11 protein-coding genes are annotated in these 18,861 nt (G+C 73.8%); 9 read left to right on the plus strand and 2 right to left on the minus strand.

Going from position 1 to position 18,861, the window contains the following annotated elements:
- Positions 1 to 174 precede the first annotated feature (174 nt).
- Together C1A33_RS05045 and eccCa are read right to left on the minus strand one after the other, a co-directional pair.
- Complete coding sequence (locus C1A33_RS05045; RefSeq protein ID WP_133150564.1) at positions 175 to 1,353, minus strand: sensor histidine kinase; 1,179 nt, start codon at positions 1,351 to 1,353, stop codon at positions 175 to 177.
- A gap of 217 nt (positions 1,354 to 1,570) precedes the next feature.
- A complete protein-coding gene (gene eccCa, locus C1A33_RS05050) occupies positions 1,571 to 5,659 on the minus strand; it encodes a type VII secretion protein EccCa (protein WP_101830356.1) in 4,089 nt (1,362 codons plus the stop codon).
- A gap of 99 nt (positions 5,660 to 5,758) precedes the next feature.
- Here eccCa and eccD point away from each other — a divergent pair, with 99 nt between their 5' ends.
- The 9 genes from eccD to C1A33_RS05095 all read left to right on the plus strand — a co-directional run.
- A complete protein-coding gene (gene eccD / locus C1A33_RS05055) occupies positions 5,759 to 7,171 on the plus strand; it encodes a type VII secretion integral membrane protein EccD (RefSeq protein WP_101830357.1) in 1,413 nt (470 codons plus the stop codon).
- 1 nt (position 7,172) lies between these two features.
- A complete protein-coding gene (gene eccB / locus C1A33_RS05060; protein WP_101830358.1) occupies positions 7,173 to 8,507 on the plus strand; it encodes a type VII secretion protein EccB in 1,335 nt (444 codons plus the stop codon).
- Between the two features lie 70 nt (positions 8,508 to 8,577).
- On the plus strand, positions 8,578 to 8,892 hold the full coding sequence (locus C1A33_RS05065) for a WXG100 family type VII secretion target (RefSeq protein ID WP_101830359.1): 315 nt from the start codon (positions 8,578 to 8,580) through the stop codon (positions 8,890 to 8,892).
- A 37-nt stretch (positions 8,893 to 8,929) separates the two neighbouring features.
- Positions 8,930 to 9,226 (plus strand): WXG100 family type VII secretion target, encoded by a 297-nt coding sequence (locus C1A33_RS05070; protein ID WP_101830360.1) that lies wholly within the window; start codon positions 8,930 to 8,932, stop codon positions 9,224 to 9,226.
- A 231-nt stretch (positions 9,227 to 9,457) separates the two neighbouring features.
- Positions 9,458 to 9,865 (plus strand): hypothetical protein, encoded by a 408-nt coding sequence (locus C1A33_RS05075; RefSeq protein WP_101830361.1) that lies wholly within the window; start codon positions 9,458 to 9,460, stop codon positions 9,863 to 9,865.
- 2 nt (positions 9,866 to 9,867) lie between these two features.
- Entirely contained in the window at positions 9,868 to 12,870 is a 3,003-nt protein-coding gene (locus C1A33_RS05080) for a hypothetical protein (RefSeq protein WP_101830362.1), read from the plus strand.
- Between the two features lie 58 nt (positions 12,871 to 12,928).
- Positions 12,929 to 13,372, plus strand: coding sequence for a YbaB/EbfC family nucleoid-associated protein (locus C1A33_RS05085; RefSeq protein WP_101830363.1), 444 nt, complete (start codon positions 12,929 to 12,931; stop codon positions 13,370 to 13,372).
- Positions 13,369 to 13,698, plus strand: a complete 330-nt coding sequence (locus C1A33_RS05090; RefSeq protein WP_101830364.1) for a hypothetical protein — start codon at positions 13,369 to 13,371, stop codon at positions 13,696 to 13,698. The genes C1A33_RS05085 and C1A33_RS05090 overlap by 4 nt, the downstream gene beginning before the upstream one ends.
- Before the next feature lie 75 nt (positions 13,699 to 13,773).
- Positions 13,774 to 18,861 (plus strand): DNA polymerase III subunit gamma/tau domain-containing protein (locus C1A33_RS05095; protein ID WP_480014306.1); only part of this gene is annotated, 5,088 nt, incomplete at its 3' end.

Below are 18,861 nucleotides of genomic sequence, written 5' to 3' on the forward strand. Positions count from 1 at the left end.
GGAACCGGGCACGGCCACGGCCGGTCAGACCCGGGGTGCCCCACCGAAAGGTGAGGCGGCATGAACAGCGCTATCCAGCGCTCTCATGCAACGGGCCAAACCGTCACAGGGGGCATCCCGTCACGGGGGACCGTCGCGTTAGAGGGGGACCGTCGGGTCGCAGGGGACGTCGCGTCAGAGGGGGACGGTCGCGGCGACGTGGGTACCGGTTCCCGGCGCGGAGGTGACCCGCAGGGTGCCGCCGATCGCGGCGAGCCGGGCCCGCAGGCCGGCCAGGCCCGTTGTCGCGGCGTCCAGGCCCGGGCCCGCGTCGGTGATCTCGAAGGACAGCCCGTGGTAGGTCCCGAGGACGGTGACGGTGACGGGTGCGCCGGCGGCGTGCTTCTGCGCGTTGCTCACCGCCTCCAGGCAGGTCAGGTAGACGGTGCTCTCGACGATCGGCGGGTAGCGGCGGGCCCGCACCGCTGGGGCGATGCGCAGGGTGACGTCGTGGGCCTCGCGGAAGCTCAGGGCGAGCGCGGCGGCCAGCCCGCCGTCGCGCAGCGGTCCGGGGGTGATCCCGGCAGCGGTCTCGACGAGCAGCTGGTGGGTGCGGTCCAGCCGGGATTCGAGGTCGGCGAGCGCGTCCGGCAGGGTGTTCTCGTCGGCTTCACCACTGGCCAGCGTGTGCTCGACGACGGCCGCCGCGAACTGCAGCGAGACCAGGTGGAGCTGGGCGCCGTCGTGCAGGTCGCGCTCGAGGGCGTGGCGTTCGCTCTCCATCCTGGACGCGGCCCGGTAGCGGGTGTCGGCGATGGTCGCGAGCGTCTCCTGAGCGTGGCCGCGGGCGGCGCGAGCCGCCGCGCGCGCCGACGCGGTGGTCACGACGACGCCGAGCACCGCCGCCAGCGCCGCCACCGATGCCTCCGCCGCCGCGAAGGCCTTTGCCGCCGTGGCGGACGCGTCCGTCGCCCCGGCTGTCCCTGCCGCGTAGGTCGCCTCCACCGCGCCTGACCCGGCCGCCGTGGGCGCGGCCGCAGCGGGTCCGGCCGCCGTCGACAGCCACACGGCCGGCAGGGTCACCGCGAGCTGGGCGACCTCGTCGCCGTGCCGGTACACGGGCCGCCTGACGGTCGCGAGCTCTGGGCGGGGAGGCGCGCCGGGGGCCATCCAGAGGTGCTCGCGCGGACAGATCGGGTCGCTGACCTCGATCGCGACCCGCATCGCTGCGATCCGCTCGCCGATCCACGCTGCCACCGGCCGCAGGTCGCCCGCGCGCGGCCCGGTCGCGGGCAGCGCCGCCGCCACCCGCAGGACACCCCCGGGCAGGTCCTCCTCCACCGGCCTGGCCGGCGCCAGGTCGGACAGCGGCATTCCCTGCCGATCTACCGGATCGAGCGCACGCACACCGGACAGACTGCCCGACTCCGGCGGTACCGTGCAGCGGTTCCGGCACTCCCGGCGTGGGACGTGGCGCAGCTCGTCCACAGGTCCGCGTGGACCGTCCACAGCCTTCGAATGCATGTTCGACAGTCCGGTCTGCCCCACTTACGGTCAGGCCATGGTCAAGCGTGGCTGGTGGGGCCTGGTGCTATCGGCGATCTGCCGGATCTGCCGTCTCCTCCTCGGCGGGTGCGGGCGTGACGTAGCCGGTCTGGATGAGGCGGCTGCCGCGCCGCGTGCACAGCAGCGCCCGGCCGGGGGGCAGGTCGCGCGGTTTGACGCCGCCGAGCAGCGGCCCCTCCCCGCGCGGGCAGGACAGGGCGATGTCGGGGGTGTTGAGCTCCTGCATCCGGCGCAGCAGCGGGTCCATCGACATCCGCATCAGGCCGGCGGCCGCGCGGGCGACGATGACGTGCAGGCCGATGTCGCCGCCCTGCGGCAGCAGCGGCACGAGCCCGGCGAGCGGGTTGTCGTGCCCGGTGAGCAGGTCGTAGTCGTCGACGAGGACGAACAGCAGCGGTCCGCTCCACCAGTCCCGCCGACGCAGCCGCGCGGGGGTGATGTCGGGGCCGGGCAGGCGCGGGGTGAGACCGGCGGCCGCGTCGCGGGCGGTGGCCTTCGTGCTGTCGGGGGAGACGGAGTAGCCGAGCCGGTAGGCGTCGGGCACCTCGTCGAACAGGCCACGCCGGTAGTCGACGGCCATGATCCGGGCCTGCGCCGGGGTGTAGCGCGTGATGATGGCCCGGGCCATCAGGCGCAGCAGGTTGGTCTTGCCGCTCTCGTCGTCGCCGAGCAGGGTCAGGTGGGCCTGGCTGGCGAAGTCGTGCCAGACGGGTTCGAGACGGTGCTCGTCGACGCCGAGGGCCACCCGCAGCTCGCCGTCGGCGGGCGCCGCCGGCAGCTGCTCGGCGGGCAGCACCGCGGGCAGCGTGCGTACCGCGCGCACCCGCGGCCCAGGCCAGCAGTCGACCACGGAGTCGACGAGGTGGCGCGTGCCGTGGGCGAGGTCGTCGACGCGGGACGCCCCGTCGATGCGGGGCAGCGCGGCGATGAAGTGCAGCTTGGCGTCGGTCAGTCCGCGGCCGGGCAGCTTCGGCACGGCGGCGGCCGCCCGCAGGTCGATGCCGGACTCCACCGGGTCGCCCAGGCGCAGCTCCAGGCGGCTGCCCAGCTTGTCGCGCATCGTGTGGTGTACCTCCGACCAGCGGCCGGCGGTGAGCAGCAGGTGAATCCCGTAGTTCAGGCCGCGGGCGGCGATCTCGCGGGCGGCCTCCTCGACCGCGTCGAACTCCTGGCGCAGGACGAACCAGCCGTCGACGGCGAGGAACAGCTCGCCGAACTCGTCGGGCGGCGCGTGGCCGGCGGCGACGGCCTCCCGGTAGGCCGCCATCCCGGCGACCCCGAGCTCGGCGAACCGGCGTTCCCGCTCCCGCAGCACGCCGAGCAGCTCCGCGACGGTCCGCCCTACCCGGTCCGGGTCGTGCCGGCCGGTGACGCCGCCGACGTGCGGCAGGTCGGCGATGCTCGCCAGCGAGCCGCCGCCGAAGTCAAGGCAGTAGAACTGTGCCTCGCGCGGCGAGTGGGTGAGCGCGAGGCCGGCGATGACGGTCCGCAGCAGTGTGCTCTTGCCGCTCTGCGGCCCACCGGCGATGCCCAGATGCCCACCCCCGCCGCCGAAGTCGAGCACGAGCAGGTCCCGCACCTGCTCGAACGGTTTGTCGATGACGCCGATGGGGGTGCGCAGCCAGCCGCCGGCGCCCGACCCGCCCTCGGTGCCGACGCCGAGGGGGCGCAGGCCATGCTCGGGGTCCGGCAGCAGCGGCGGCAGCACCTCGTCGAGTGGCGGCGCCTGGTCCAGCGGCGGCAGCCACACCCGGTGCGCCGGCGGTCCCTGACCGACCAGCCGGCCGACGAGCACCTCCATCACCGTGCTGGACGTCTCCTCCGGATCGTCCCGGTGGTCCTCGGTGCCGTCGGTGGCGCCGCCCGAGCCCGCACCGGAGCCGGCCGCGTCCTCGCCGGTGCCGCTCGTGCCGTCGGGGCCGGGCGGGGCGGTCGAGGGCAGGGGCGCGGGAGCCGTGTCGTAGGGCAGCACCTGGCTGGAGATGACCTCCTGGCGGATCCGGGTCGAGCGCAGCCGGTAGGGTCCGGACACGTACGCGGCCTTGAACCGGGTGATCGTCGCGACGTCGGAGCGCAGGTAGCCGTTGCCGGGCGCGCCCGGCAGCTCGTAGGCGTCGGGCACGCCGATGACCGAGCGCGACTCCATCGCGGAGAACGTGCGCAGGCTGATCCGGTAGGACAGGTGCCCCTCCAGCTGGTGGATGCGGCCGTCGTCGAGGCGCTGCGAGGCGAGCAGCAGGTGCACGGCCAGCGACCGGCCGAGGCGTCCGATCATCACGAACAGCTCGATGAAGTCGGTGTGCGCGGCGATCAGCTCGCTGAACTCGTCGACGACCACGAACAGCGTCGGCAGCGGGTCGAGCGCGGCGCCCGCCACCCGGGCCTGCTCGTAGTCACGCACCGAGCTGAAGCCGCCGGCGGCGCGCAGCAGCTCCTGGCGGCGGACGAGCTCGCCGCGCAGCGCGTCGCGCATCCGGTCCACCAGCGCCGCCTCGTCGGCCAGGTTGGTGATCGTCGCGGACACGTGCGGCAGCCGGTCGAGGCCGGCGAAGGTCGCGCCGCCCTTGAAGTCGACGAGCACGAAGTTGAGCGTCTCCGACGAGTGCGTCGCCGCGAGCGCCAGCACGAGGGTGCGCAGCAGCTCGCTCTTGCCGGAGCCGGTGGCGCCGATGAGCATGCCGTGCGGGCCCATGCCGTCCTCGGCGGACTCCTTGATGTCCAGCTCGATGGGGGAGCCATCGGCGGCCACGCCGATCGGCACCCGCAGCCGCTCGCCGGCCGCGCGGGCGACCCAGCCGGGGCGGGGGTCGAAGCGTTCCAGGTCGCCGAGGCCGAGCAGCTGCGGCAGGTCGAGGTCCGCGGCCAGCCCGTCGGCGACCTGCTCGCCGCTCACCCCGGCGCTGTGGCGGGCGAGCAGGCGGGCGAGCGCGGTGACCCGCACGGCCGAGAGCCGGTCCGGCGCGGCCAGGTGGGTGCGCACCTCGCGGCCGACCCGGTCGTGCTCCACCGAGTGGACGTCGACGCCGGTGATGTCCAGGCGCAGCCGCTGGCGGGCGTTGCCGCCGTCGTGCGCGTCGAAGTCGACGAGGACGGCGTTGCGGTAGCCGGACACGAGGAAGCGCGAGCCGGGCTGGATGCGCCCGCCGTCGCTCACGACGATGACGAACGGTTCGGCTCGCGACGGCGCCGTGCCGGTCTCGAACCGGGCCCGCTCCCCGAAGTCGCGCCCGAGCAGTCGTTCGACCTCCTCCAGGGACTCCCCGACCAGGCGCACCGGCCCCGCGGCGTCCGCGTCGGCGGAATGCTGGGCGTGCGGCAGCCACTTGACCCACGACCACTCGGCGCGCCGTGGTGCCGCGGCGGACACGGCGATCCGCAACTCGTCCGGGGCGTGGAAGGCGACGAGCTGGGCGAGCAGCGCCCGGGCGAACCCGAGCGCCGCCGCCCGGTCGCCGTCGAGGCGAATGTGCGCGAACCCTCGGATGTACAGGGCCACCGGCTGGTGGGGAATGGTGGTGTAGGCGCGGGTGAAGCGTCGCAGCGCCTTCGCGGACACGGGTTCGAGGTCCTCGACCGGGCTGGTCTGCAGGGGTGTGATCCGCACGGCGAGGCGCTGCGTGCCGGTGCCGACCCGGACCTCCCCGAAGTCCGGGTGGCTGGGCCGGCGTTCCCACAGCCGGCTGGTGAGCACCAGCGACCACAGCGACTCAGGGTCGGGATGGCGCCAGGCGAGCGCGTCGCGCTGCTTCTCCGCGTAGCGGCGTACCTGGCGCCGGGTCTGGGACAGGTAGCGCAGGTAGTCCCGGCGTTCCCCGCCCACCTTGTCGCGCCGCGTGCTCGACTGGGTCAGTGCCTGCCCGGCGCCCATCCCGGCCATGCCCAGGCCCATCATCGCCATCATGATCAGCCCCATCGGGCCGGCGTGGGACGAGCCGCCGACGAAGTAGAACATCATCCCGCCGGACATGAGCAGCGCCGGGATGACCATCATCAGCGTGCGCATCCCGCCGCCGGTCACCTCGGCAACGACCGGCGGCTCCTGCAGCGTGATGTCCCCGTGCGGCATCTCCGGGCCGGTGCGGCGGGCAGGCCGGCGGAACGGGACCGTGGTCATGTCGCTTACACGCGCCCGGCACGCGCCGCGGTTTCCGCATGTTCTGTGACCTGGGTCACGTGCGTGAACGGTAGTCGAGGCCCCTCGCGTGCGGGAGGCATGGCAGGCAGCAGCACGGCGCAGGTGTGCCGGCTCCTCGTCGTCGGGCCGACGAGCCGCATCGACCTGTCCGTCCCCACCCATGTGCCGCTGGCCGACCTGATGCCCGCGATGCTGCGCGGCCTTGGCCCCGACCTCGCCGACCGCGGGCTGGAGCACAGCGGCTGGGTGGTGCAGCGCCTCGGCGAGGCGCCCCTGGACGAGGACCTCTCCGTCGCCGACCACAACCTGCTCGACGGCGACGCCGTGCACCTGCGCCCCCGCTCCGACCAGATTCCCCCGCTGGACTTCGACGACCTCATCGACGGCGTCGCCACCGGCATGCGCGCGCGGGCCGGGGTGTGGCGGACACGGACGAACCGCGCCGCCGGCGCCCTGGTCATGGCGTTGACGCTGCTGGCGGCGCTGGCGATGCCGCCGTTGCGGGGGCCGGGGCACCCGGGCATGCCGGTCGCGGCCGGCGCGGCCGTGCTGGTCCTGGGGGCGGCGCTGGCCACCGGGATGATCCTGCGTGACCGGCTGCTGGGCACGCTGCTCGCCTGCGCCGGGGTGGCCTTCGCCGTCGAGGCGGTGGAGCTCGCCCTGCTCACGCCATCCGGCACCGGCAGAGTGCCGTCGGTGGCCGCGCTGCTGCTCGTCGGCGCCGCCGTGACCATCGTCGTCGGCCTGCCGATGCTCGCCGCCGTCGCGGATCGGCGCACCGTCCTCGCGCCGGTCGCCACGGCACTCGCCACCCTCGCTGTGGCGACCGGCGCCGCCTACGGCCTCGCCGCCGGCGCCGGCCTCGGCTGGTCCGACACCGGCGCGGTGCTGGCGCTGGCGACCGCGGCGGCGCGACCCCTGGTGCCGATCACCGCGTTCAAGCTCGCCGGGATGGCGCTGCCGCCGCTGCCAATCGAACCGGACGAGCTGCAGGACGACATCGACCCGGAACCCGGCCCGGAAGTGCTTGCCCGCACCGCCGCCGCCGACCGGCACATGACCGCGCTGCACCTCGCCTGCGGACTGGTCACCGCCGCCACGCTGTCACTGCTCGCCACGGCACCCGGTCGCATCCCCGCCCTCCTCGTCCTCCTCGTCGCGCTCGCCCAGCTGCTGTCGCTGCGGCCGATGACGAGCGCCTGGCACCGCGCCGCCCTCGGCCTGCCCGCGCTCGCCGGGACGCTCGCGCTGCTCGTCGCGGTCACCTGGCGGTCCCGGGCGGGCGGTCCGGGGCTCGGCGTGGCGGTCGCCGTCACGCTGCTGCTCGCGGGAGCCGCCGGCCTCGGCGCGCACCTCCTGCCGCGGCGGCGGTTGACGCCGATCTGGGGTCGCATCGGCGACTGGGCGCACGTCGGAACCCTCGTGCTGGCCATCCCGCTGCTGGTCTGCCTGCTGGGTGGGATCACCCTCGTCCGATCGCGGGTGGGCTGACATGCAGTCCCGCCGCGACCAGGTCGACGCCCAGAGATACCTGCTGGGCCGGCTGACCAGCGCCCTGGTGCGCGCCGAGCCGGACGCACTCGAGCTGCCCACCCGCCGCGACCGCCGCGGCCTGGTGGCCGGCATCCTCGCCGCGCTGCTGATGCTGGCCGGCATCGCGATCTGGGCGCTGCTGTTCCCCGGCGGGTCGACGGCGTGGCGCCAGCCCGGCAAGCTCCTCGTCGACAGTTCCACCGGCAGCCGGTTCCTGCTGGTCGGCGGTGAGCTGCGCCCGGTGCGCAACGTCGCCTCGGCACGTCTGGTCACCGGCGGCGCCGTCGACCCAGTGAGCATCGGCGGGTCGAAACTGGCCCGGCTGCCGCGCGGCGCGCCCGTCGGCATCGCCGGCGCACCTGACCTGCTACCCGGCGCCGGCCTGAACGCCGGCGTGTGGCGCGCCTGCGCCGGCTCCACCACCGCCGACGCGGTCCGCCTGCAGATCGGCGCCGTCCCGGCGGTGCCCGGGCGCCGGCTCGACAGCGGGCACGGCACGCTCGTCACCGACGGCGACCGCACCTACCTGCTGTGGGAGCGCCGGCGCCTCGCGCTGGCCCGGCCGTGGGCCGCCGACGTGCTCGGCTACGGCGACACCGTGCCGGTGGCCGTTCCGCGGGCCTGGCTCGACCTCGTTCCCGCCGGGCCGGACCTCGCCCCGCTGGACGTGGCCGGCCGCGGCAGCCCGGGTCCCACCGTCGGCGACCGGCCCGCCACCGTCGGCCAGGTGTTCACCGCACCCGGGCCCGGCGGGCACGGCGCCGTGCACTACCAGCTGCTCCCCGACGGGCTCACCCCGCTGAGCGCGACCCGCGCCGCCCTCGCCGAGGGGGAGGCGGCGGGCACCCCCGAACAGCCCATCACCGCGGTGGAGCTCGCCAGCACCCCCCGCTCGGCCCGGTCCGCGGCAGACGATCCGCTGCCCGCCAGCCCGCCGCCGCTGCGCCTGCCAGCCCCCGGCGAGGCGGTCTGCCTGGAGACCGCCAGCCACCCGGACGGCAGCACCCTCACCCCCGTCCTCGCGGCCCCGCCCACGGTGACGGGAACTCCCGCGGCCGGCGGCGTCAGCGTCGCCGTGCGTCCCGGCGGTGGCGCGCTGCTGGTCGCGCGGGCCGACGTCGCGGCGCGCGACCAGCAGGTGGCACTCGTCGACGGCGCCGGCCTTCGCTACCCGATCACGAGCGACGCGCTGACGGCGCTCGGCTACCAGGCCGAGCAGACGACCGTCGTGCCGGCCCGGCTCGCGGGGCTGCTGCCGTCCGGACCACCCCTGGACACCCCGAAGGCCGGGTGAACCCCGGCCGCTCCAGACCCGACCCCGCCCCGCGCATCCGACCCGACAACCCTGAAGGAGGGCACCGCAGATGGCCGACCCACTGCTTGTTTCCGATGAAGCCAGCACCGTCGCCATGATCCTGGCGTTCGACGAGTGCCAGGACGAGTGCGTCAAGATCCAAGGGACGATCGACACCGCGGCCTCGGCCCTGCGCTCGCAGTGGGGCGGTGTCGCGGCGGCCAAGTACCAGGAGGCGATCGGCGCCTGGCAGCAGGGCTTCAACGAGGTGAAGGCCGCGCTGAACCTGCTCAACGAGTCCATGGCCAGCTACGCCAAGATCACGACCAGCACCGAGGACAACACCGCGATGCTCGGCTCCAACTGGGCCACCGGCCTCACCTGAGCCCGGCGCTCTCCCCTCCCGTAAGGAGCAGACCGACATGGCGACCTACAACTTCAACCCGAACGGCGCCCTCGACACCGCCGCCGAGCTCGCCTTCGTCAACACGCAGCTCGAGCAGTCCCTGAGCACACTCACCCAGAAGGTGAACGCCTTCATCACCGCCAACGAGGGGCAGGCGCCGGCGAACTACACCCTGGCCCAGCAGCAGTGGAACAAGGGCCAGGTGGACATGAACGCCGCCCTCGCCCTGGGCAAGCAGCGCCTTGAGGAGATCCACAACGAGTACGTCCTCGGCGACAACCGCGGGGCGAACGTCTTCGGCCAACTCATCTGAGACCTCTGCCCCTCTCGGACTCCAGACGGTCCGAGACCACGGCCGGCGCGTCGATGGTGGTCCCCGCCGCCGACGCGCCGGCCGTCCGCCCGGCCCCGGCGGCCCGCGTGGCTCCCCTCCACCCACGGGCCGCCCGGGGTCGGCCTCGGGCGGCCGAGTCCGCCGCGCCCGCGAATCCGCCCGCACCCCGCGAGACCGTCCCCCGCACGCCGGACGACAGGAGAGTGCCCAATGGCCGAGAACATCGTCATCGACGAAGCGACGCTGACGAGGCTGAAGACGGAGTACGCGACCCTGCTCGACGACATCGACACCCGGATGAGCACCTACAAGTGGGGAAACAGCCCGGGCTCACGGCTCAACCTGGACGAGCAGTTCCCGCTGCGTCTCGGCGGTGCCGACTTCGCCGCGGCCGTGAGCCTCGCCAAGGATCTGGAGAAGATACGCCAGAACCTCACCGGCCGCATCGGCGACACCTATACCAACGCGTCGAACCTGCGCTGGGGCCTGGAGTACCTGCTGGCGGACACCAACCACATCGAGCCGCTGAACAAGATGACGGCGGAGGAGTTCGAATCATACATTCCCACGAGCACGACCACGCCGGGAAGCGGCAGCAGTAGCGGCAGCGGGAGCTGACGGTGGCGACCGACAAGATCGAGGACGTGCTGCAGACCGTCCTCGGCTACACCCTCGGCACCACCGGCGGCGTGGTGAACAGCGGTGGCTCCACGAGCGGCGGCTCGACGAACGGCAACGGGAATGGCAACGGCAACGGCGGGCAGAGCTCCGGCTACACCGGCGGCAGCATCGACCCGCAGTTGCGCCCGGACACCGTCCTCTCCGCCGCCGCGCCGCTGTGGCTCATTCCCGACGAGCGCCACGAGCACTACGCGACCAGCGGCAGCGCGAAGCCCGCCTTCAAGAAGGGCGCGCTGACCTTCTGGCGTTGGATGACCAACGACTGGGGCAGTAACTACGAGTGGCTGACCCTCTGGGTCGGAGCGAAGACCGATTCCGGCGACGACGACCGCAACTCCTCCGATCCGAACCAGCAGTCCGGGTCGACCACCTCCACGGCGGCGACCAATCCGCTCATGGCAGTCGGCTCGGCATGGACGAATGCCGCGGGCGCCATCGTGAACGGCCTGGTCGGGCCCGGTCACGCGTTCGACCCGGACACGTTGGACGGCGTCAACCAGGCGCTGCAGGGCATCGGCACGTGGACAGGTGGTGTGCTGAAGAGTCTCGACGGCGACGTCGCGGGCATCGACACGAAGGCGGCGGCGTTCCAGGGTTCGGCCGCGCAGGCGTTTCGGGACCGCGTCGTGGCCGCCGAGAGTGGCATGAAGGGCGTGCTCGAGGCGGCCGCGGGCTGGAAGGGGCCGCTGGACAAGGCCGTGACGGCCGCGGGGAATTTCGTCAGAGCCCTGCAAGGGGACAACGCGTTCTGGATGGGCGAGCCCCTGCCCGGCGAGAGCCGCGCCGCCCTGCCCGGGCCGCGCGGGGTCTGGGTGCATCCGTTCAACCTCATCGTCGCGATGTTCAACGGGTCGACGGTGTTCGACAGCTACGGTACGGATCCCAACCGCAACCATTCGGGCGGCCTGTGGGAGACCGGCCGGATCCGCGGCGACCTCGGGTATGACGCCGCCGACGATGTCTGGCGGGAGATGTACATCCGCTTCCCGGAGTGGAGCGGCGTGACGGGCGACTTCGCCGTGCTGCGCCAGCCGTCCTGGCTTGTGGTCGACCAGGCGGTGCGCACGCAGTGGGCGAACAACGTGCAGAAGGCGTTCGCGCCGTCCCTGGCCGCGGCCGGAACGCTCATCACAGCGTTCACGGACGCCGCCGCGGCGATGAAACTGGCAAAGATGCCCCCGCCGCCCCCGCCCCGGCCGTACAACGACCCCAGCCTCGCCGGCGGCAACGGCAACAATGACATCAACAACATCCTCAACGAGATCGGTAACGGCTTCAACGGCATCGGGAACGGTTTCAACGGCATCGGGAACGGCCTGAACGGGATCGGGAATGGTTTCAATGGCATTGGTAACGGCCTGAACGGGATCGGTAACGGTCTGAACGGTCTGGGGGGTGACTTCGGGAACGGCCTGAACGGGATCGGTAACGGTCTGAACGGTCTGGGGGGTGACTTCGGGAACGGCCTGAACGGCGACAACGTCCCGGGTAGCGGGGGAGGCGTTGATGGCCTCGGCGGCCTGAACGGGACCGGCACCCCCGGTGGTGGTGTCGACGGCGGTGGGGGAGTCGGCGGCGGTGGCCTGCCCGCCTTCACCACGCTGGCGGCGACCCCTGGGGGCTCGGGTGCGAGCGGCTCAGGCGTGAACGGCCTCGGGGACGGCGGCCTGGGCACGTCCGGCCTGGGAGGCCTCGGCGGCGGGAGCACGCCGACGAACCTGGGCCAGCTCAGCCCCCAGCAGCTCAGCGCTCTGAAGGACTCCGGCGCCCTCAGCCAGATTCCGCTGACCGACGAACAGGCCGCGGCACTGCGTGACGCCGGGCTCGCTGCCCAGCCGGGCAGCACCCTGGGTGACCTGAGCCCTGAGCAACTGGCCACCCTGCAACGCGACGGGCTGCTGAACAACGTCCCGCTGTCCCAGGGGGACCTGAACACCCTGAGCCAGGCCGGCCTGCTCGGGCCGACGAGCGGCGCGGTCAACACGCTCGGTGACCTGAGTCCGGCGCAGCTTGCTGCCCTCGACTCGTCCGGCGCGCTGAACAACGTCCCCGTCACCGGCGCCCAGCTGGACCAACTGCGCCAGGACGGCCTGCTCGGCCCCAGCGCCGACGGCCTCAACTCCCTCGGCGACCTCAGCCCCGCCCAGCTCGCCGACCTCGGCAGGACGGGCATGCTCGACTCGATCCCCCTCACCCCCGAGCAGACCGCCGCCCTCAACCAGGCCGGCCTGCTCAGCCCCGCCGGCACGCAGTCCGCCGGCGCCGGCCTTACCAGCGGCCTGGGCGCCTCGGGCCTGGACACATCGGGTCTGGGCACGTCGGTCGGGGCCGGGGGTTCGGGTACCACGGGACTGCCCGACCTGGCGGGCACATCGGTGCCGAGCACCGCGTTCCCGACCACCATCGACGGCCTCAACGTCAACTCCCCGAGCGGCCTGCCGGGAACCGGCGGCACAGGCGTGCAGCTCGGCGACATCCGCCAGCCGGTCGTGCGGGCCGTGCCCGGTGTGGGCGGTGGCGGAGGCGGCATGGTCGGCACCGCGGGCGTCCTGCCGTCGAGCGGCGCCGACCTCGGCGCCCTCACCAGACTCGGCACGGTGGGGGCCGCAACGGCGGGGGCGGCGGGCGCGGCCGGCCTGCCCGGATCGTCAGCACTCGGTGGACCCGGCTCGTCCGGTGTCGCGGGTGCCGCGTCCGGGGGCGGCATGCCGTTCATGCCCATGGGCGGCATGGGCGGCGCGCCCGGCCAGGGACAGGGCCGCGAACGGCAGCGCAACACGTGGCTGACCGAGGACGAGGAGGTCTGGGGCACCGACCCCGAGTGCGCCCCCGCCGTCGTCGGCCGCTCCGACGCGCCGACACCCGACGAGCCCGAGACGGCCCAGCCACCGATCGTCGTGCCGCGGCCACCCGCGCGCGACCGCACCCGCCGCGGCCGGTAGCGAGCATCCGCCGAACCCACCGTGACGACACCTGAGGCGACGAGAGGAGAGAACCAGCATGACGCTGTTCGACGACAGCCTGATGGAAGCCGCGCTCGCGGAGCTCGCCCGCACCGAGGAGATCACCAGCCGGATCCGCACCGAGGGCGCCGCGGTCACCTTCGAGGCGAGCGATCGCAACCGGCTGCTGTCGGTGACGGTCGGAGCCCAGGGGGACGTCCGGGAGCTGCGCTTCCGCGGCGACGGCTACCGCGACCTCGCCCCCGCCGAGCTCGCCGACCTGCTGGTCAAGACGATCGAGCAGGCCCGGCTGGGCGCGCGGGCGAAGGCGCTGGCGGGGATGCGCGAGCTCATGGTCGACCTGCCGTCCCCCGTTGGCCGGCTCGGCGAGGTCGCGTCCGTCGACGAACTCGTCGAGGAACTCGCCGGCATGTTCACCCGCAACCAGCCCGACAGCGGCAAGCCGGTGGCCCCGCCCGACGGGGACGGCGTCTGGCGATGAGCGGCCAGGAGATCACGCAGGACGGTGACGCGATCGCCGCGAGAGTCCCGGCGGTCCACGCCTTCCAGGACCATCTGGTCACCGTCGGGAAGCTGCTGCACCAGGCCGCCACCACGGACTTCGCCGGGGACGCCAAGGACGAGGCCACCCTGATCGCCAAGGCCACCTTCACCCAGATCATGGACTCGTTCGGGAAGGTGTACGGCGCGCTGGGCCAGGCGGTCGGGCTGCAGGGCGACCGCCTGGACGCGGTGCGCCGCATCGGCGACCAGACCGAGTCGGCGGCGACGCAGAGCGCCGGCTGGGACTCGGGCAGCCGCCACTGAGCGAACGCCACCGGGCCTTGCGGCCCGCCCGGACGGGGAGCACGCGGGGGCGCGACACGGGAGGGAGAACGCCGGATGTCCAAGTCCATGGACGAGGCGATCTACGCCTTCACCGGTATGCGGCTGCCGGGCGGGGAACTCCCCACGATGGGCAGTCTCGCCGACAACCTTGACCGGCTCGGTGACATCGTGCTCGGCCAGCTCGCCCCTGAACTGACGCAGGTCATCGGCTCGGTGAAGTCGTCGGTGGGCGGCACGCCTGGCAAGCGGTTCGTCGCGCAGACCTCGGCGTTCGTCGTCGAGGACCCGAAGCTGCTGCTGCAGGCCGGCATGCTGCTCAAGACGGCGGCGAAGCTGCTGCGCGCCCAGAAGCTGCAGATGGACTACACCCGCAAGCAGGGTTTCGTGATGTTCATCTTCATGCAGATCGAGCTGGCGATCGCCGCCATCGAGGCGGCGTTCGGCCAGGTCGAGGAGGCGGCCGAGCGCATCGCCACCACTCGCACGATCATCCAGCGGGTGCTGTCGAAGGAGACGGCGAAGACGGCGACGCACATCGTCGCCATGCAGATGCTGTTCATGCCCGGTTCGTCGGTCGTCGCCCAGCTGTGGCAGATCCTCGAAGGCAGCCGCGAGGGGCTCGACGGCGGCGAGATCGCCCACATGGTCAAGTACGCGCTGGCCGCCGGCGGCACCAGCATTGCCGGACTCCCCGGCATGCGGGCCTTCCTGACCAAGTCGGATGCGCTGCTGAAGTCGATCGGCCTGGCCGACGGCGCCGCCAACCCGGCGGCCGCCCTCCTCCTGACGACCGTCCTGTCCATGTCCCAGGAGGTCGGCGGCGGGATCTTCGCCAGCGGAATGGTGGACGACCAGTGGGGACTGTCCACCGCGGTGGACGACGCGGTCTCCGGTGCCGTCGAGGGCAGCACCGAGTGGGGTGCCGGCAAGGTCGGTCGCGGCGCCCACGCCGGCCTGCAGGGCGCCGGCATCGTCGGGCCGGACGTGAAGCTCCCTCCGCCCCCCGCCCTGCCGTCCGGAGCCGATCAGGTCTTCGGCTCCGGCGACGACGGCTTCGACGGCGCCGCCGGTGTTTCCGGCTCGTCCACAACCGGCGCGGGTGGCGCCGGCCGCAACGGGACCGGCAACGGAGTCGGCAACGGAGAGAAGGAGACGCAGGGCGGTGTCGAGGAGATTCGCTTCGACCCCACGACCATCAAGGCGCCGGACTGGTCGGAGACCGCGTCGATCAGCGACCAGGACTCCGACGCGGGGTGGGACACCCGGTCGGGTTTCAGCTCCGCGTCGATCGCCTCGTCGACGACGGACATCTCCGACATCGCGAACCTCGCGAGCCTCGACGACGACGCCGGGTTCGGTCCCGTCAACGTCGCCGCCGTCCCGCCCCTGAAGACGTCCGCCGCCCTGGACCTGCCCGACGACGCCAGCGTGCCCGGCCCCACCCAATCTCGCGCTCCCGCCGGTCCCGCGGAACCGTCGCCGACACCGTCGATCCGCGCGCCCGAGCCGGCAGCCGGATCCGGTCCCGCGGTCCCGCTGGCGGCCCTCGACCAGCGCGGCGTCGCCAACCCACCGTCCCCCGCCGCGCAGCCCGTCCCCGACGCCACGCCTCTCGCCCCGCCGACGCCGACTTCGACTTCGACTTCGACATTGACTTCGATGCCGGGCCCCACGCCGACGCCGGGCCCGACGCCGAGCCCGACCCCGGCCCCGACGTCGATCAACGGGCTGGCACCCGGCCCGTCACCTACGCCGGCCTCCGCGGCCATCCCCGCGCCAGTGCAGCCAGCGAGTTCCGCGGCGCCGACTCCGGCACCATCGGCGATCCCTGCCGGGGCGGTGGCCTCCGCGCCCGGCGGGGCGTCGTCGGCGCCGCCCGCCGGGGCGGCTGCCGGGAGCTGGGCGCTCGCCGCTGTCGAGCCGGCTCCGGTGCCCAGTTCGACGCCGAATGCCGTGCCCGCCGCCGTAACCGCCTTCGCTACCCCGGGATCGGCGTCGCCCGCTGAGTCCACAGCGCCATCGTCGCCCGCTCCCGCGCCGACGCCGATGTCCACACCGCCCGCTCCCGCATCCTCCCCGCTGCGTCCCGCTCCAGCCTCGGCATCGCCGCCGACCGCGACCCCAGCCCCTACTCCGTCCCCCACGCCGACCCTGTCCCCGACACCCCAGCCGTCGGCGACTCCGTCGCTGTCGCCACCTGCGTCGCTGTCACCGACTTCGTCCTCGACCCTGTCCGCGGCGCCGACCGCACCTCCAGCCGCGACCACGACCGAGGCGTCATCCGCGGCGTCGGGCCCGGCTCCGACTCCAGCGAACCCGTCTCCTCTCAGGTCGGTCACCCCGTCCTCAACGGCACTGCCCCACGCGGCGCCGGCGCCGGCGCCGCCGACGACGCCGGCCGATACGAACGCCGTGCCGGCCGCGTCCGCGGCTCCGGCTGCCATGGGGGGATCCGAGTCGCTGGCCGCTGCTGGGGTGACGGCGCCCGCTACCGTGGACGCCGCGTTGTTCCCGGAGCTTCATGGCGATCCAGCGCCGGCGGCGGACGGGACGCCGTGGCTGTCGGCATCCCAGCAGGCAGTGGTGGCGCCGGTACAGACGCGGCTGCGGAACGTCTTCGGGGACCAGCCGAGCACGACGGCGGACTGCATCGTGCGCCTCGTCGAGACCGCCCGCGGGCTGTGGGGGCCGGAACGCCCGAGTGGCGGCGTGACCGGCGGCTGGCCGGCGGTCGACGACGCGACGGCCCCGTCGCAGCAGCTGTCGAGCATGCTCGGTTCGCCCTGGCAGCGGATCCCCTCGTGGCACGGGGTGCTGAACCAGGTCCGGGAGCTCGGCCCGGGGGCGGCGGCGTTCCTGATCACGGGAGCGCCGGGGGTCGCCCGCCACGGCGTGGCTCTGGTCAACACCGGCGGACGGCTGGTGTGGGTGGAGACGCAACTCGACGGCCCCCGGCGGGTCCTGCCGCTGCACCAGCCGCCGCTGCGGCCGGTCGACCTGCGCGTCCTGGTCGCCGGCCCGGACGGCCGGGGGGTCGCGGTGGACACCGGCACGAGCGAGGACGGCGACGGTGGCCGCTTCGGGTCGCTGCCGCCGGTCAGCACCTCCAGCGCGATCCCGCTGCCCGCCAGCACCCGCGAGCCGGGTATGCGGGGAACCCGCTCCGGCCCGGCCCGGCAGGAGGCGCCGCCGGCACCGGGCGAGCCGTCCGCGCAGGGCGGGCCATCGGCCCAGGACCTGTCGTCGGTCGAGAACCCATCCTCGGCGCAGGACCCGTCGTTGGCGCAGGACCCGTCGTCGGCGCAGGACCCGTCGTTGGCGCAGGATCCGTCGTTGGCGCAGGATCCGTCGTCGGCGCAGGATCCGTCGTCGGCGCAGGATCCGTCGATCGTGCAGGTCGCGCCGTCCACGGCACCGGGACCTGCACCGGGGCTGGGACCGGCAGCGGCGAACCAGCGGGTGACGTCGGACGATCACGGCGTTCTGCGGATGGATCTGGATCTGTCGGGCCTGACGGACCAGGTCACGGCTGCGGCGCTGACCGGGGCAGCGCGGGCGGACCTGGACGGGTTCGTCGGGCGGATCGTCGCGGAGGTGATCCGTCGACAGGGGTCGGCGGCGCCCGTCATCGTGCATCTCGAGAGCGGCGCGGTCGCGGCGCCGTCAACAGGCGGCCGCGGAAGAAGCCGCCCGGGCCGGCCGGTGCGCACCGACGCCCAGGCCACCCAGCCTCTGGTCCTGCAGCAGCTGAAGCAGCATGGGGTGGCGGCCCGTCAGGTGCGGGTCGTCACGCACGAGCGGGGCACCGGGCCGTCCGTCGCTCCGCCCGCGGTGACGCGCGGCACCGCCGCCGGGCTCCCGGGCGCGGGCCGTGGGGTCCTCGGCTGGGTCGAACCCGAGCCCGTCGAGGTGGCGCTCGGCCCGGCCCAGTTCCCCCTCCTCGTCCAGGACTGGGAACGCGACGACGCCGGTCGGCTCCGGATGAACCCGCTGTGGACGCCGCTTGCGGACTTCTCCCCGAAGCATCTGGAGGGCGCCGCGTCCGGCGCGGTGTGGGATGTCGTGGCCGCCCGCGGCGGCCAGATCTTCCTGGGCAGCCAGGATCCGGCGCAGATCATCCCCCCGGCCCAGCTCGACGAGCTGCACCGGCTGTCCAACGAGCGCCTCGCCGCCGCGGGCGCCCCGACCGTGAGCCGGGACGACTTCGTGCACAGCCTGTCCGACCTCGGTCCCGCGACTGTGGTCGTCGGGTTCAACCCGACCACGGGCGCTGCCGTCGTCGCCCGGGGGCGGGTCGGCGGCCAGCTGCGCCGGGGCCCGGACGGGCAGTGGACGGTGAACTACCGACCGAACCTCTACCCGGACCTGACGACCCGGGAGGACCTCCACGACGGCGACTGGAACCGCTGGGTCACCAACCTCGCCGCGTCGATGTCGGACGCCCTGGGGATGCCGATCGTCCCCGACCTGTCCGAACCGCCGCCGCGCCGCGCCCCGGCCCCGCCCCGCGACGTCACCCACGACTTCGGCCCGGTCGTCTCGCCGAAGCCGCAGGACGACGGCCCGGTCAAGGCCGTCGAGCTGGACAAGGCCGGCGACCTGCGGGCCAACCCGCTGTGGACGTCGCTGGAGGACTTCTCGCCCAAGCATGTCGACGCCGCGCCCGACACCATGCTGTGGCAGTTCGCCGTCACCGAGGACGGGGAGCCGTTCCTGGGCAGCGAGGAACCGCTCACCATCGAGGACCCGGTGCGGCTCGACCGCGTGTACGAGGCCATGAGCGCGGCGCGGACCGCGCAGGGCCTGCCGATGGAGACCCACGAGGAGTTCATCCACCAGGTGACGATGCTCGGGCATCCGACGATCGCCGTCGGGTTCGACCCGGTGACCGGCACAACGATCCTGAAGAAGGCGCGGGTCAGCGGCGAGCTGCGCCGCGGCCCCGACGGCGTCCTCGTCATCAACGACCAGTCCGGCCGGTACATGAGCAAGAAGGTCCGCGGCGAACCGCCGGCCGAGGACCTCACCCGATGGATGACGAACGTCGCCGAGCTGCTGTCGATCCGGTTGCGCCGGCCCGTGCGCTTCGAGCTGCTCAAACACGCGGCGCCCGCCCCACCCGCGCCCGCCCCGGCCGTGGAT

The organism is Frankia canadensis (assembly GCF_900197875.1).
In the GTDB taxonomy this organism is placed as follows: Bacteria; Actinomycetota; Actinomycetes; order Frankiales; family Frankiaceae; genus Frankia; species Frankia canadensis.